This window comes from Cryobacterium sp. M25, from assembly GCF_002929635.1.
Taxonomy (GTDB): Bacteria; Actinomycetota; Actinomycetes; order Actinomycetales; family Microbacteriaceae; genus Cryobacterium; species Cryobacterium sandaracinum.
The window spans coordinates 14593-28869 of sequence record NZ_PJJU01000052.1; the positions used below are offsets into that span (position 1 = coordinate 14593).

Sequence of the window (14277 nt, forward strand, 5' to 3'; positions counted from 1 at the left end):
CGAAATTCGCTACAAGCCGGAAACGCCGTGATAAATGATTGCCGGCTTGGGCTGTTCCTCGGCGGTGGGTTCGGCGCCTGTTTCGACACCTGGGTCGGCGTCGGACCGGTGCAGGTCGAGGGTGCAGGTGTTCAGTTCGACCAGCGGGTGCAGCGCGTCGGCGCTCAGGGGTCCCTCGGTCCTTTCGAGCAGGGTTTTCAGCAGCCCGAAGTGCACCCGGCAGACCTCGGGGTGCGCCTTGACCATCTCGCTGTACGGGCATTCGTGCAGGTGCACTCGGTTGCCGTCGGCACCGTCGATCTCGAGCCGCGCGTCGAAGCCGGACTCGTCGAGGTGGTCGTCGAGGGCGTCCAGTTGCCGCTGCAGCGGCGAGTGGATGACGGCCTCGACCCGCAGCATCCGTCGCACCTGGTCACCGTGGCGACCGGCGGCTTCGGCCTTCGCGGCCCGGATGGAGCCGACGACGTGGTCCGGGCCGGCGGCGGCGCTGTACAACATCCGAGGCCGGCCCTTGGAGTCTTTGTTTTCCGGGTGACAGGTGACGAAACCGTCCCCGATCAGGCGCTGCAGGTGCTCCCGGGCCGTGTTGTGGTGCAGACCGGTGGCCTCGGCCAGGTCGCCCACCGTCATCGTTCCGCGCTGCTGCAGGAAGTACAGAAGCTGAATCCTGCTGAAGGACGCGAGCGTGCGGTAGCTCGACGAGGGGGAGGACGGCGTCACCTCCTAATCATCTCCTTATTTTCTGATTTCTCTGACTTTTCCGGGGACTGGACATGCGATTCGGACGAAATCCGACGCCGTGCTCTGCGTTCCGCGCGCTGCCCGGACCGGCGCAGCAGGCGCATCGCATTCACGATCACGATCAGTACGGATGCCTCATGCACGAGCATGCCGCCGAACATGCTCACGCCGCCGAACAGCACACCGGCCAGCAACAGCGCCACCGTGACCAGCGCGAGGGCCACGTTCTGGTGCATGACGCGCACCGTGCGGCGGGCCAGGTCGATGGCGGCGGGGAGCATCAGCAGGTTGTCACCCATCAGCGCGATGTCGGCGGTCTCGACCGCGACGGCCGAACCGGCCGCCGCCATCGCGATGCCGATGTCCGCCGTGGCCAGGGCCGGGGCGTCGTTGACGCCGTCTCCCACCATCGCCACGACGTGGCCGTCCCGCCGGAGCCCGGTGACGACGTCGAGCTTGTCCTCCGGCAGCAGCGACGACCGGATCTCGTCGATTCCGACGTGGGCACCCACGGCCTGCGCCACGAGCGGCCCGTCGCCGGTGAGCATGACGACCCGAACGATCCCCGCCTTGTGCAGCGCGTCCACCATGTCGGCGGCGTCGGGACGCACCTCGTCGGCCACGGCAAGGACACCGGCGACGACGCCGTCGAGCACGACGATCAGCGGCGTGCGCCCGTGGGCGGCGAGTTTCTCGGCCAGCGTCGTGGCGGCATCCGTGCCCGCGATCCGGTGGGCGCGGAGCAGGGCCGGATTGCCGATCAGCACGGTGCGGCCGGCCACCGCGGCGACGATGCCCTGCCCGGGCACCGACGTGATGTGTTCCGGCAGGCCGGTCACCTGGGCGCCCTGCGCGGCTTCGCGTGCGGCCTCCCGCGCGGCGGCCTGCACGATCGCCCCGGCCAGCGGATGCTCGGAGCCGGCCTCCGCCCGTGAAGCCCAGTCGAGCACCTCGGCACGGGTCAGAGCGGGGTTCAGCACCAGGACATCCGTCAGGACCGGACGGCCCCGGGTGAGGGTGCCCGTCTTGTCGACCGCGACGACCGTGATCTTCGCGGCGGTCTCGAGGAACTCGCCGCCCTTGATAAGGATTCCGAGCTGCGCGGCGCGGCCGATCCCGGCAACGATCGCGACCGGGATGGAGATGACCAGGGCGCCGGGACACCCGATCACGAGCAGGGTCAGCGCCAGGAACACGTCGCCGGTCACCACGCCGACGATGATCGCGAGCACCAGGATGCCGGGGGTGTACCAGGCCGAGAACCGGTCCATGAAGACCTGGGTCGGGGCCGTGGCCTCCTGGGCCTCCTCGACCCGGTGCACGATGTGGGCCAGGGTGGTAGCCGCGCCGACCTCGGTGGCCAGCACCTGCAAGAAGCCGCCGGTCGAGACCGTGCCTGCGAAGACGCGGTCGCCGGCGCGCTTCTCGGCCGGGGAGGACTCGCCCGTGATGGAGGCCTCGTCGATCGTGCCCGTGCCCTGCTGCACGGTGCCGTCGACGGGCACCCGCGCGCCGTTCTTGACCAGGACGGTCTCCCCGGTCCGCACGGACCCGGCCAAGACCTCGAGCTGCTCGCCGTTCCGCAGCACGAGGGCGACGTCCGGGGCCAGGGCCACGAGCGCGGTCAGGGCGGAGCGGGTGCGGCTGAGGGTGGCCGTTTCGAGGGCATGCCCGATCGCGAACAGGAAGGTCACGGCGGCGGCCTCCCAGTATTCGCCGAGCACGATGGCGCCGACGGAGGCGACCGTGACAAGCAGGTCGATGCCCACGACCCGGGCGAGCAGCGCGCGCCCGGCGGTCCGCATGATCGGGAACCCGGCCACGACCGCGGCCGCCACCATCGCCGCGTCGGAGACAAGCGGCGGCACCGGCAGAAGGCCGAGCAGCCAGGCGGCGCCGATCAACGCGCCGGAAATGAGGGGAATCAGGTGGCGGCGCACGATGGTCATGTCACTCCCCCTGTCCGCCGGTCAGAACGCGGCCAGGTGGGCGGTGTAGCCGGCCTTGCCGACGGCGGCGATGAGGGCATCCGTGCTGACGACGGCCGGGTCGTGGTCGATCTCGATCCGGGCGGTGGCGAAGAACACGGTCACGGCGCTGACTCCGGCGAGGCGGCCGATCTGCTTCTCGATCTTGGCGACGCAGGACGGGCAGGAAAAGCCGTCGGCCCGCAGGATGGTGTGGACGGTGGCCGGGGTGGATGTCGGGGTGGATGTCGGGGTGGGGATGATTGTCGTCATGACTGCGACGTTACGAACTCGAGACGGCGGCGACCATGACGGCCGTCACTTTGCCGCATTCAGGCCGGAACGGTCGAGCACGGCGGTCCACCGCCGTCCGGAATCGATCAACCCGTCCCGGCGCAGGCCGCTCATGGCGCGGGACACCGACTCGGCGCTCGTGCCGGTCATGGCGGCCAGGTCGGCGCGGGTCAGAGGCAGCTGGATCAGGGTGGTACCGGCGCCGTCCCCCGGCACGCCGAAGGTGTCGGCGAGGCGCAGCAGGGTCGCTGCCACCCGCGTTGTGACGGTAACGGAGGCCTGCTCGGCCTCCCTCGACCGGGCCCGGTGAAGACGGTCGACGACGACGTCCAGCACGCGCAGCGCCACCGGCGGATGCGCGAGCAACATCTGCCGGAAGGCGCCGGATTCGAGGCGCAGGGCGCAGGTGGTCACGAGGGCAACGGCCGTCTCGGGGTACCGGCCCGCGTCCAGCGCGGTCAGGCTGCCCAGCACTGCTCCCGGGCCGAGGAAGTCGAGGCTCGTGGACTGCCCGGTCGAGGTCGATCGGAACACCTTCGCCTGGCCGGCCGCGAGCACGAACACGTGCTCGGACGGCTCGCCGGCGGTGAACAGCGTGTCTCCGGGACCCCAGGAGAGCGACAGCATCCGTTCGGCCAGGTTGGCGAGCTCGCCGGCCGACAGGTCCTGGAAGATCGGGATCTGGCCGAGAATGGTGTTTCGCATGGCGGAGGAGCACGGATGCGGCCGCGCGCAGGTGCTGCGCAGCGGTGTGCGCCGGGCCACGCTCACGGCTTCGTCGCCGGGATCTCGAGGTGGGCGAGGCAGACGCCCGGGCGGGCGAACGGCTCGAGGGTGACGCCGACTCCGGGTGAGTGCAGGCGCTCGAGGGCGCCCTCCATCAGGCCGCGGTGCACCGCGCACACGACGTCGCTGTGGTCCTTGGCCACATCGAGGAACGGGCAGCGGTGCAGCTCGATCACGACGTCGACCGGGGCGGCGGCGGCGCCGCCGAAAGCGACGTCATCGGCAGCACCGGCAGCACCGGCAGCACCGGCATCCCCGGCAGCACCGAGGCGCGGCTCGAAGCCGACCTCGTCGAGGATCTGAACGATACGCCCGACCGATGCTGGGGGGACCGCCCCCGGCTGCGCGTCGGAGAGTCCGGCATCCGTCTCGGCCATCTCCCTGCCCCAGCGCCGCCCGGCCTCCGCGGCCGCGGCCGCGCCCGAGGGAACGTCCCTGCCCAGGCCGCCGGCCAGGAGACCGGCGAGAAGCCGGTAGGACTCGGCGGGGACCTCGGCGGCGGGTGACGTGGCGCGAAAGAAAAGCCGGGGCCGCCCGGGACGCACGCGCGCCTCGACGGTCTCGGCGACCAGGCCCACCTCGACCAACCGGTCGAGATGGGACCGAACCGTGTTCGCGTGCAGCCCCACCGCTTGGGCGATGGCCGGCACATCCAGCGCCGCGTCGGCATCGCGCAGGAGCTCGAGAATGGCGACCCGACTGATGCCGGAAAGCACGCGGTGGGTGCGGGCGTCAAGGGGTTGGATAGGCACCCGATTAGTTTTCCCTATATCTATGGTAAAAACAACTGAGGGCCGAAATTCGGCGCTGAGCAAGGACTTGCCCCATGACCGACACGCACGTGCGCCCCATCCGGGTGCTGCACCACGACACCGCCGAACGGCCCTTCATCGTCATCTGGGAGGTGACGCGCGCCTGTCAACTGGTCTGCACCCACTGCCGGGCCGACGCCATCCGCACGCGCAACCCGTTCGAGCTGAGCACGGACCAGGGTCGCAAATTGTTGGACGACCTCGCCGCCTTCGGCACACCGCGCCCGCTGGTCGTGCTCACCGGCGGGGACCCGTTCGAGCGCCCCGACTTGCCGGAGCTCGTCGCCCACGGCACCAGCCTCGGCCTGAGCATGGCCCTCTCCCCCTCGGTCACCCCGCGCCTCACCCGTGAGGTCCTGGTCGAGCTCCACGACGCCGGGGCCAAGGCGGTCTCACTCTCGCTGGACGGCGCCTCAGCGGCCACCCACGACGCCTTCCGCGGCGTCGACGGCGTCTACGACGACACCATGATCGCCGCCCGAATGGTGCGCGAGGTCGGCTACCGACTGCAGATCAACACGACCGTCACCCGCGACACCGTGCACGAGCTGCCCGGCATCCTGAAGACCGTCCTCGATCTCGGCACCACCCTGTGGAGTGTCTTCTTCCTCGTGCCCACCGGCCGCGGCAAGCTCCTGAACGCCCTGACCGCGGCCGAGGAGGAGGAGGTGCTGCACTGGCTGCACGACGTCTCCGACCTGGTCGCCGTCAAGACCACCGAGGCACCCCACTACCGACGCATCGCGCTTCAGCGGGCCGGCGTGGACGACGGGGTCGACCTCGACACCGCGTTCCCAGTCGGCCCGCTGAGAGCCTCGCTGCGGGAGGCCACGGAGCGGTTGCTCACCGGTGACGAGCCGAGGCGGCGGCGTCCGCGGGCCCCCCTCGACGTCAATTCCGGGCGCGGGTTCGCCTTCGTCGACCATGTCGGTCTCGTTTATCCCAGCGGGTTCCTGCCCGTGTCCGTGGGGTCGGTGCACAAGCAGTCCTTCTCCAAGATCTACCGGGAGGCGCAGCTACTCCAGGAGCTGCGCACCCCGGATCTCTTCGGCGGCCGGTGTGGTCACTGCGAATTTCGCACGGTCTGCGGCGGCTCCCGCTCGCACGCCTACGCGGTGACCGGGGACCCGCTCGCCGAGGACCCCAGCTGCGGATACCAGCCCACTACCGACTGAGCAGCCCACAGCGCTGAGCGGTTTACAGCATCTCACCGCACGCAGAAGCGCCCGGCCGATTACTCGGCCGGGCGCTTCTGCGTGCGGGTGGTGCGCGGCAGGTCAGTCCAGGTGGTGCCCGCCCTTGACCCAGCGCAGGGCGCCGAGGATCCCGATGGCCACGCCGAACATCCCGACGATCATGCCCACGAAGAGCCAGACGAAGAGCGGCTCCAGGGCGCCGACCGTCTGGTCGACTCCGACGATCGTGCCGCCGAGGAACCCGGCGATGGGTGCGAAGATGCCGGCGAAGACTCCGATCAGCATCAGACGGATGCTGAGGGCGCGGTCGCGTGAATCGGTGTCGGCCATTAGGAAGAAACCTCCGTTGTCTGTGCTGCGGCAGCCGCGACGGCGGTCGCAACGGCGGCGGCGAAGGCCGCGGCGGCCCCCGCCGGTTCCGGCAGGGGAACCGTGTCCGCACCGGGGGGTGCGGCGCTCGGCTGGGCCACCTGCTGGGTGACCTTGCCGTTGAGGAACGGACCGAGAATGTCCATCGGAAGCGGGAAGACCACGGTCGATTTCTGGTCGGCGCCCAGCTCGAGCAGGGTCTGCAGGTAGCGCAGCTGAAGCGACGCGGGATTGCGGCTCAGGATTTCCGCCGCCTGGCCCAGCTCCTCCGACGCCTGCAGTTCACCGTGGGCGTTGATGATCTTCGCCCGGCGATCCCGCTCGGCTTCGGCTTCACGGGCCATGGCACGCTGCATCGCCTGCGGAATCTCGACATCCTTGATTTCGACGACCTTCACCTGCACGCCCCAGGGTTCGGTTTGCGCGTTGATGTTGCGGGCGAGGTCTTCGTTCAGGTCGGCCCGGTGGGCGAGCAGGGTGTCGAGGTCGGCGCGGCCCACGACCGAGCGCAGCGTTGTTTGCGACATCTGGGAGGTGGCGATGGCGTGGTTCTCGACCGCCATCACCGAACGGACCGGGTCGGTGACCTGGAATAGGACGACGGCGTTGACCCGGGCCGGAACGTTGTCCTTGGTGATGACGTCCTGCGGCGGGATCGTGAGGGTCACGATCCGGAGGTCGACCCGCACCATCTTGTCCAGTCCGGGGAACACCATCTGCACACCCGGGTCCCGCACCGGGCCCAGCCGGCCGAATCGGAACGCCACGCCCCGCTCGTATTCCTGCAGCACCTTGAAGGAAGCTGCCAGCCAGACGAGCAGCAGCGCCACCACGATCAGGGCCGCGATCTGCCAGGCCATCATGAGTTGCCCCTCCGGTTCCAGCCCACGGCGGGGCCGGAACGACCCGGGTCGGCCTCCGTCTCCAGTTCAGCCCAACGGGCTGAGAATGAGGCGCTCACTGTGTTTCCTTTCATCGTTTCCGGATCGGCGTCGGTTTGCTCCGACGCCCGGGCGCTCGCGTACGGTTCGATTTGAACCGGCCGCGGGCCCGTTTTTCTGATGCTGCCGTAGCCGCTGCGCCGCTGCGCCTCGACCGCCGCCGTGGCGGCGCGGGCCGCGACGCTTTCGTCGAGCCCTACGACCTTGAGATGCTCGGGAAAGCGAGCGGGCGTGCGACGCAGGTGCGACCACAACGGCCAACTGCCGGCGGCGATGACGGCCGAGGCCGACCCAAGGATCAGCAATTCCACGCCCGTGCGGTTCTGGAACATGGACGCAAGCGGCCAGATGAGCCCGAGCACGACGACGGAGCAGGCGATCCCGCGATGGAACCGTTCTGCCTCCGAACTGGGCCAGGGGTCGATGTTTCGCGCGAGCTGCCGGCCCGCATCCGAGGTGGTGCAGGTGTCCTTGACCGGGCAGGGGTTGCAGACCGTGGGGCTGGCCTGGTATCGCGTCACCCGGTTATCCGGATCGAAGGAGATCGGCCAGAGCCATTGGTCCTCCGAACACTTCCAGGCATCATGGTCTTCGTGGTAGTCGAACCCGCCGGACCGCATGGCGGTGGATTTCGTCGCGGTGCGTCTCGCCAGGAGGTCCAGCACGTGTGCCACGGCCAGCAGGAAGCCGCCGTAGACAAGCGCGAACCAGACCTCCGGATTGATGGACGCCATCACACGCCGCCGCCCGGGCGGTCCCCACCGATCTCTCCGGTGCCGGTGGAGCGGTAGTCCGAGGAATATCCGGATGTCGGCTCCGCGCCGCCGGTGACCGTCGCGCCGGTGGGGACCGCCTCGACGAACAAAGCCTCCATCGGCACGTCGTGGGTGGTTGCCTTGATGCGGTAGCGAACCCCGAGCCAGGTGATCCAGACGAACGGCATCACGCCTCCGACGATGAAGACGATGTCACCGGGCATCCGCAGCCATTCGAGAACGGCGTTGCCGGGCTCGTTGATGAAGTTGAGGCTGCGGGCTTCGAAGTAGCCGTCGTTGATGGAGTGCCAGAGCTGAATGACGCCGAGCGGCAGCAGCGTTGCGAACGTCATCCAGGCCAGACCGATGTTGAGGCACCAGAACGAGATCTTGGCGAGCTTGTCCGGCCAGCGCTCGGCCGGGATCAGGTAGCGCAGGGCGAAGAGCGACAGACCGACGCCCATCATTCCGTACACGCCCATCATCGCCGCGTGGGCGTGGTTGGCCGTCAGCGCGGTACCGATCTCGTAGTACGAGACGATCGGCAGGTTGATCAGGAATCCGAAGACGCCGGCACCCAGGAAGTTCCAGAAGCCGACCGCGACAAGGAACATCACGGCCCAGCGGTGCGGGAACGGAGCCGAACTGCGCGACTCCTGCCGGGCACCGAGTTGGAGGAAGCTCCAGGCCTCGATCGTCAGGAAGGTCAACGGGATGACTTCCAGGGCGGAGAAGAAGGCTCCCAGCGCCATGTGCTCGACGGGGGTTCCGGAGAAGTACAGGTGGTGCATGGTGCCGAGGATGCCACCGGCGGAATACAGGATGACGTCGAGCAGGATGATCTGCATCGCGATCTTGCGGTGCACGACCCCGAGCATGACGAAGATGTAGGCCACCATCACGGTCGTGAACAGTTCCAGGAAGTCCTCAACCCAGAGGTGCACCACCCAGAAGCGCCAGAACTCGGCGACGCTCAGGTGAACCTCGGTGCCGGCGAGCATTCCGACGGCGTAGAACGCGGGGATCGCGAGACCGGCGTAGAAGAAGAGCCACGGCAGGTTGAAGCGGTGCTCAGACTTCAGACGCGCCCGGATGCCGCGGTAGATGATCGCGATCCACAGGAAGAGTCCGACGACGAGCATGCCCTGCCACACCCTGGGCAGGTCGATGTACTCCCACTGCATGTCCCAGAACGGCGAGCCCTTCGCGGCCTCGACGCCGAAGATGCTCAAGGCTTCACCCACGAACGATCCGACGATGACCAGGGCGAGGGCGCCGAGCAAGCCGTAGGCCAACCAGTGCTGACGTTTGGGTTCACGCCCGGAGATATACGGGGCGAGGAAGATGCCTGCGGCCAGGAACGAGGTGGCCGTCCACAACAGCGAAAGCTGCACATGCCAGGTTCGGGCGAGGTTGAACGGCAGCAGCTGAGCCAGGTCGACTCCGAAGAAGCTCGACAGGTCGACCCGGTAGTGCTCGATGGCGGCACCCAGGAAGGCCTGGGCCAGGAACATCAAAGCCACCACGAAGAAGAACCAGGCCGTGGCGGTCTGGGCGGGTGTCACCGCCACCTCCCCCGGCTGTCGGAAGGACAGTGCCGGGGTTTCTTCCCCGTGCTGCCAGCCCATCCTCTTGCTCCACCGGCCGTAGAGGCCGAAGAGGGCGCCGAGGGCAACCATCAGGGCCACGAGCGAGAGACCGCTCCACACGATGATGTCGGCGGTCGGAACGTTGTCCACGAGCGGCTCGGCCGGCCAGTTGTTCGTGTACGAGTAGTTGTGACCGGGCCGCTCAGCAGAGGCTGCCCAGGACGTCCAGGCGAAGAAGGCGGTCAGGTCGTGGATGTCCGCCGAGTCCGTGATGGCATTCGGGATCAGGCCGTATTGGGTGGTCGGGGAACCGAAGAAATCGGCGTAGTGCTGCTTGAGCGTGTCGAAGGCCTCGATCTGCAGATCGGTGAATTCGAGGTCGCCGGTGGCCTTGTCGTAGCGGTTGGTCCGCATCATCTCGACGAGGGCACCCTGTGGGTCCTGCACACCGGACGCGGTCAGGGCCTCGAGCACCTCGGTCGAGGAGCGCCGCAGGTAGTCGGCCGTGTAGTCCGGTCCGAGGTAGCCGCCGTGACCCAGGATCGAGCCATACTGCTGCAGGCCGCGCCGCACGAAGGTCTGCTGGCCCGCGGTGATGTCGGCCGTCGTGAAGACAACCTCACCCTGCGAGTCGACGACCTGCTTGGGCTGGGGCATCGAGTCCGTATAGGTCCTCAAGGCCAGGAAGCCCATCACGGCGAACCCGAAGACCATTACCAGGGCTACGCCCTGCAACCATCCTTTGGAAACCATCAACTCCGATCGCAGTTTTCCTGCACCGGCTCTCAATCGGACCACGGTGGGCCCCTTTCCATGTTGCGTGATTCAAGGGCGCGGAAGCAGGTGCTGCCAGCTGTCACGGTTCCTCCCCCGGATAGGTCACGCGGGGTGGTTGAAAGCTACCACAGGATTAAAAGTATGAGTGACATTTCTAATAACTTCACCGGACTCGCAGTCACGATATTCCACAATAAAAACCCTGTCCAACGGTGTAATACCCTCACACAGCAGACTGAGGCGACGGGCCGCCCATTTCTTCCACCCGACCGGCGACACGCCGCACACAATCATTTTTGGGGAAACTCGGACAAAGATCACGGACTGACCAGGACGACGCCGCGGGCGCCTTTCTCGGCATCAGACATGATGTGGCTGACGAAGGGGTAGCTGCCGGCCTCCGGGAAGGTCAACTCGACGAAGCCACCCTGGGCCACGGCCAGGTCGAGCACCTGGGAGCCGCCCGTGCCGGTGCTGCCGCCATCACGCAGCAGGTAGTCGCCCTCCGTGAAAACGGTGTCGAACTGGCCGCCCACGACGTGGAAGGAGCTGCCCACGTTGGGGCCGGCGTCCAGCACCCAGATGCGCACCTTCTCGCCGACCTTCGCCGTCAGCGGGCGGGCACCGTACTGGTTGGCGATGCCGTTGAAGACCACCAGGTCGGGGAACTGCGCCGCCACCTTGTCGGCGTCGGCCTCCCCGCCCTGCGCACCGAGGTAGAGCTCGGACTGCACCAGGACGTATTCCCGGTCGACCGCTGAAAGCCCGGGTGGATCAATGATCACGGCGCCGAACATGCCGTTCGCCATATGCACCGACATGGGCATCGTGCCGCAGTGATAGAGCCAGATCCCCGAGCGGGTCGCGGTGAAACGATAGGTCAGGCTCTCCCCCGGATTGATGCTGCGCATGGGCCGATCGGGCGCGAGGGCACCCGCGTGGAAGTCGATGGAGTGCTCGATCGACCCGTCGTTGACGAAGGTGATGTCGAAGACGTCGCCGACCTTGCCGTGCAGGGTCGGGCCGGGGGCTGTGCCGTTGAACGTCCACAGGGTCTGGGTGACGCCGGGAGACACCTCGGTCTCCACGTCTTCCACCCGCATGGTCAACGCGTGCACGGTCTCCGCCTCCGCCGCCCCCAGCGCCGGGTCGCGGGCGACGAAATCGGCGTCGGGCTCACGCATTAAATCGAGATCGTCTGCCGCGCTGGACGCGCCGCCGGCGGACGCAGAGCCGTGGTCCATCGCTGGGGAGTCGTCGCCGGACTGAGGCTCGGCTCCGACGGCCACGACCGTGAGCACCATGCCCAGGACCTTGTGGCCGGCGATGGAGCACCAGCCCTCGACGTCGGCTCCCACGATGCCGGCGTCGACCTGCCGGCTGGTGCCCGGGGCGACGGAACCGGAGACCACGCCGGTGGCGAGCACGAGGTTGTGCACCATCTCGTCGTCGTTGGTCAGGTTGATCACCAGGGTGTCGCCGACGGGCACCTCGATGGTGTCCGGGCTGAAGCGCGTGTTCTTCATGACGACGTCGACCGTGGTCGTGTGGCCGGTCGACACCCTGTCGACGGATGCCCCGCCGCTGGCGATTCCGGCGGCGGCCGGGTCCATGGCGATCCCCAGGGTCACGGCCAGGAGCAGGACGCCGACGGCCGTGACGGTCGCGCCGGTGCGGCTGGGCTGCGCCGCGGCGACCGGTGGAGCCGGCCGGGCCGGCGGAGCCGTCGCATCCGTCGCCCGGCGCAGCCGGCGGTTCTGCCGCAGCGCCCGCGGCATCAGGACCAGAAAGGAGGCGAGCGTGCCGACGACGAGCAGCGAGACCGTGACCTTCACCAGGCTGGGCACCGGCAGCAGATAGAGGACCAGGCCGACGTTGACGACGATGACCCGGAACAGGGCGCCACGATCGAGCAGGGCGGCCGTGGCCTTCGAGACCGAGGGTCCGCCGCCGAGCACGACCGGCACCAGGTAGCTGAGGGCTCCGAGCAGGATCTGCGCGGCGAAACCGACCGCGAACACGGGCACGAGCTGCCCGAGCCGGTCGGTCGCGGCTACCCAGCTCGGTGCGAACGTCACGATCAGGCCGAACCCGAGCACGCAGGCGAAGAACCAGGTGAGGGCGGCACCGATGCTCCAACCGGCGAAGGTGACGGCCGGGGACTGCCTGGCCAGGCGCACGGCCTCAACCAGCACCAGGCCGAGGCCGACCAGGTAGAGCAGAACACCCGCGGCGGCGACCAGGCGCTGGTCGATCAGCAGGCCGATCCCGAGCACAGCGAGACCGGCCAGGAACAGAGGCAGGGTTCCGCGGGCGGAGGCTCGCGTCGTCTGCACCCGGGCGTGCAGCACAGTCGGCCAGAGCAGGGCCACCGTGCTAATCACGGTCAGGCCGACCCAGCCGAGCAGGTTGAACCCGACATGGGCGATGTACATCCGCTCCGCGGACTCACCATCGATATCGGTTCGGGCCATCAGCACGCCCAGGGTCACACCGATGGCCAGGGCGATTCCGGCCGCAATGTAGTAGCGCACGAGCGGTGCGAACCGTCCCGGCAGCGCTCCCCGCGACTGCCGGAACAGCAGCAGGGCGTGGGCGAGGGCATTCGTGCCGACCAGGATGCCGCCGGCAAGCACGACCGGCCACCAGCCGCCGACGATGCCGGTGATCACGAGCACCGCTCCGAGGGTGTGCGCGCCGAGCCTCGCCCCGAGCGAGACGCGGCGGCCGGGGGCCGGATGCCGGAGCAGGGTGTCGGCGAAGTGCTGGCTCCAGACCAGGATCGCGGTGCTCACGGCGCCCAGGAACAGGAGGTGCACCATGAGCCACGGCGCGACCGGGATGAAGCGGTGGATGAGCACGGCGATGAGAGTGAGAAGGAGCCACGCCGGAGTCAGGAGCCCGGTGATGAGGTGCCACAGTCGACGGTTCATGGTGTGACTTTCAGTTTGGTGTTTGGCTGGCGCCGCGGCACGCCGCGCACCACCGAGATCACGGCCAGCAGCACGAACAGGAGCACGGCCACGATGTTGGCCACGCCGCCCCACTGCACCAGTGCCGGCAGGTCGCGCGCGTCACCGAGAAGGATGCGCACCAGCAGGGAGACGTGCAGCAGCAGCACCGGCAGGTAGAGCACCGGCCGGTACGGCAGCGGCCGGCGCAGCACGGCCGGCAGGATGGTCGGGGCGTGCGCCATGATCATCGACATCACGAACCCGAGGAAGACGGCGTGCAGCACGGCGTCATAGCCGGGACCGGAGAAGCTCGAGCCGACGATGATCCAGCTGACGCCCACCACGAGCAGCCAGCCGTAGCCGGCCAGCAGGCACGCGGCCATGTACCGTGGCAGGCCGGTGCTGCGGATGAGCCGGGTCGCCACGTCGTGCCGGAACAGCCAGGCGACGAGACCGAGCAGCCCGAGCCCGAGAACGGGGTAGCCCACCCGGGGCCAGACGAGAGCGACGACCGTGCCGAGGGTCAGGAACAGGCCGGCGGCCAGCATCCGCATTTCGGCGCGGTGGTCGACGGAGGGCGAGATGCGCGCGAGTTCGAGCCGCTCACCGGCGATCGTGAGCACCAGGTAGAGCGTCATCGCGGGCACCAGGACAGGCACGGGCACGCCGCCGAGCCACAGCACGGTGGCCGTGAGACCGAGCAGGGCACCGAGCGCCTGCACCGCGGCGGACGTCGACGGCTGCCGGAGCCAGATCGCCCGGTAGATGGCCAGCAACACGGCCGACCCGGCCACAAGGGCAAGCTGGCCGACCACCAGGGGAAGCGGCGACACGAGTGACAGGCCGCCGAGGCCCAGCAGCCCCGGCGACAGGTAGGCCCAGTTCCGGCGCACGGCGACGGCCCGCTCGAGCACGACGACGGTTCCCACGAACCCGAAGACCATCAGGGGTCCGTGCACATCCGCCAGGCGCGCGGTCACGACCGGCGCCGGGAAACCCAGCAGGAGCAGCGCACCGTCGAGCCCGGCCAGCAGAGAGAGGCCGCCGAGCAGCAGAAACGCCAGTCGCCCGTTGCCGTGCACGGTGGTGTCGAATC

12 protein-coding genes are annotated in these 14277 nt (G+C 68.6%); 1 reads left to right on the top strand and 11 read right to left on the bottom strand.

Features of this window, described 5'->3' with window-relative positions; all coding sequences use genetic code 11:
- Positions 1 to 9: 9 nt before the first annotated feature.
- From CXY81_RS08830 to CXY81_RS08850, 5 genes are all read right to left on the bottom strand, one after another.
- Entirely contained in the window at positions 10 to 720 is a 711-nt protein-coding gene (locus tag CXY81_RS08830; RefSeq protein WP_104170169.1) for a metalloregulator ArsR/SmtB family transcription factor, read from the bottom strand.
- Entirely contained in the window at positions 717 to 2690 is a 1974-nt protein-coding gene (locus CXY81_RS08835; RefSeq protein WP_104194628.1) for a cation-translocating P-type ATPase, read from the bottom strand. Before CXY81_RS08835 ends, CXY81_RS08830 begins: the two co-directional genes overlap by 4 nt.
- A gap of 21 nt (positions 2691 to 2711) precedes the next feature.
- Positions 2712 to 2981, bottom strand: a complete 270-nt coding sequence (locus CXY81_RS08840) for a heavy-metal-associated domain-containing protein (RefSeq protein ID WP_104170167.1) — start codon at positions 2979 to 2981, stop codon at positions 2712 to 2714.
- A gap of 45 nt (positions 2982 to 3026) precedes the next feature.
- The gene (locus CXY81_RS08845; RefSeq protein ID WP_104194686.1) at positions 3027 to 3707 is read right to left on the bottom strand and encodes a Crp/Fnr family transcriptional regulator; all 681 of its coding nucleotides are present in this window, start codon (positions 3705 to 3707) and stop codon (positions 3027 to 3029) included.
- Positions 3708 to 3769: 62 nt separating this feature from the next.
- The gene (locus tag CXY81_RS08850) at positions 3770 to 4540 is read right to left on the bottom strand and encodes a metalloregulator ArsR/SmtB family transcription factor (RefSeq protein WP_158252036.1); all 771 of its coding nucleotides are present in this window, start codon (positions 4538 to 4540) and stop codon (positions 3770 to 3772) included.
- 74 nt (positions 4541 to 4614) lie between these two features.
- Here CXY81_RS08850 and CXY81_RS08855 point away from each other — a divergent pair, with 74 nt between their 5' ends.
- Entirely contained in the window at positions 4615 to 5775 is a 1161-nt protein-coding gene (locus CXY81_RS08855; RefSeq protein ID WP_104170165.1) for a TIGR04053 family radical SAM/SPASM domain-containing protein, read from the top strand.
- A gap of 102 nt (positions 5776 to 5877) precedes the next feature.
- On the opposite strand, the gene CXY81_RS08860 is transcribed toward CXY81_RS08855, so the two are convergent.
- The 6 genes from CXY81_RS08860 to CXY81_RS08885 form a co-directional block, all read right to left on the bottom strand.
- Entirely contained in the window at positions 5878 to 6126 is a 249-nt protein-coding gene (locus tag CXY81_RS08860) for a hypothetical protein (protein ID WP_104170164.1), read from the bottom strand.
- Positions 6126 to 7028 carry a slipin family protein gene (locus tag CXY81_RS08865; protein WP_104194630.1) on the bottom strand — a complete coding sequence of 301 codons (903 nt, stop codon included), beginning with the start codon at positions 7026 to 7028 and terminating at the stop codon, positions 6126 to 6128. The genes CXY81_RS08860 and CXY81_RS08865 overlap by 1 nt, the downstream gene beginning before the upstream one ends.
- Positions 7025 to 7840: a hypothetical protein gene (locus tag CXY81_RS08870; protein WP_174843648.1), complete on the bottom strand. Its 816-nt coding sequence runs from the start codon at positions 7838 to 7840 to the stop codon at positions 7025 to 7027. The genes CXY81_RS08865 and CXY81_RS08870 overlap by 4 nt, the downstream gene beginning before the upstream one ends.
- Entirely contained in the window at positions 7840 to 10203 is a 2364-nt protein-coding gene (locus CXY81_RS08875) for a nitric-oxide reductase large subunit (protein WP_104170162.1), read from the bottom strand. The genes CXY81_RS08870 and CXY81_RS08875 overlap by 1 nt, the downstream gene beginning before the upstream one ends.
- 341 nt (positions 10204 to 10544) lie before the next feature.
- A complete protein-coding gene (locus tag CXY81_RS08880; RefSeq protein WP_104194631.1) occupies positions 10545 to 13160 on the bottom strand; it encodes a multicopper oxidase domain-containing protein in 2616 nt (871 codons plus the stop codon).
- Positions 13157 to 14263 carry a hypothetical protein gene (locus tag CXY81_RS08885; RefSeq protein WP_104170160.1) on the bottom strand — a complete coding sequence of 369 codons (1107 nt, stop codon included), beginning with the start codon at positions 14261 to 14263 and terminating at the stop codon, positions 13157 to 13159. Before CXY81_RS08885 ends, CXY81_RS08880 begins: the two co-directional genes overlap by 4 nt.
- Positions 14264 to 14277 lie beyond the last annotated feature (14 nt).

Bases quoted from the DNA above. Each gene is read 5' to 3' on its own strand.
- CXY81_RS08845 (WP_104194686.1), bottom strand. From the start codon at position 3,707: ATGCGAAACACCATTCTCGGCCAGATCCCGATCTTCCAGGACCTGTCG.
- CXY81_RS08855 (WP_104170165.1), top strand. From the start codon at position 4,615: ATGACCGACACGCACGTGCGCCCCATCCGGGTGCTGCACCACGACACC.
- CXY81_RS08875 (WP_104170162.1), bottom strand. From the start codon at position 10,203: ATGGTTTCCAAAGGATGGTTGCAGGGCGTAGCCCTGGTAATGGTCTTC.
- CXY81_RS08840 (WP_104170167.1), bottom strand. From the start codon at position 2,981: ATGACGACAATCATCCCCACCCCGACATCCACCCCGACATCCACCCCG.
- CXY81_RS08835 (WP_104194628.1), bottom strand. From the start codon at position 2,690: ATGACCATCGTGCGCCGCCACCTGATTCCCCTCATTTCCGGCGCGTTG.
- CXY81_RS08860 (WP_104170164.1), bottom strand. From the start codon at position 6,126: ATGGCCGACACCGATTCACGCGACCGCGCCCTCAGCATCCGTCTGATG.
- CXY81_RS08870 (WP_174843648.1), bottom strand. From the start codon at position 7,840: ATGGCGTCCATCAATCCGGAGGTCTGGTTCGCGCTTGTCTACGGCGGC.
- CXY81_RS08880 (WP_104194631.1), bottom strand. From the start codon at position 13,160: ATGAACCGTCGACTGTGGCACCTCATCACCGGGCTCCTGACTCCGGCG.
- CXY81_RS08865 (WP_104194630.1), bottom strand. From the start codon at position 7,028: ATGATGGCCTGGCAGATCGCGGCCCTGATCGTGGTGGCGCTGCTGCTC.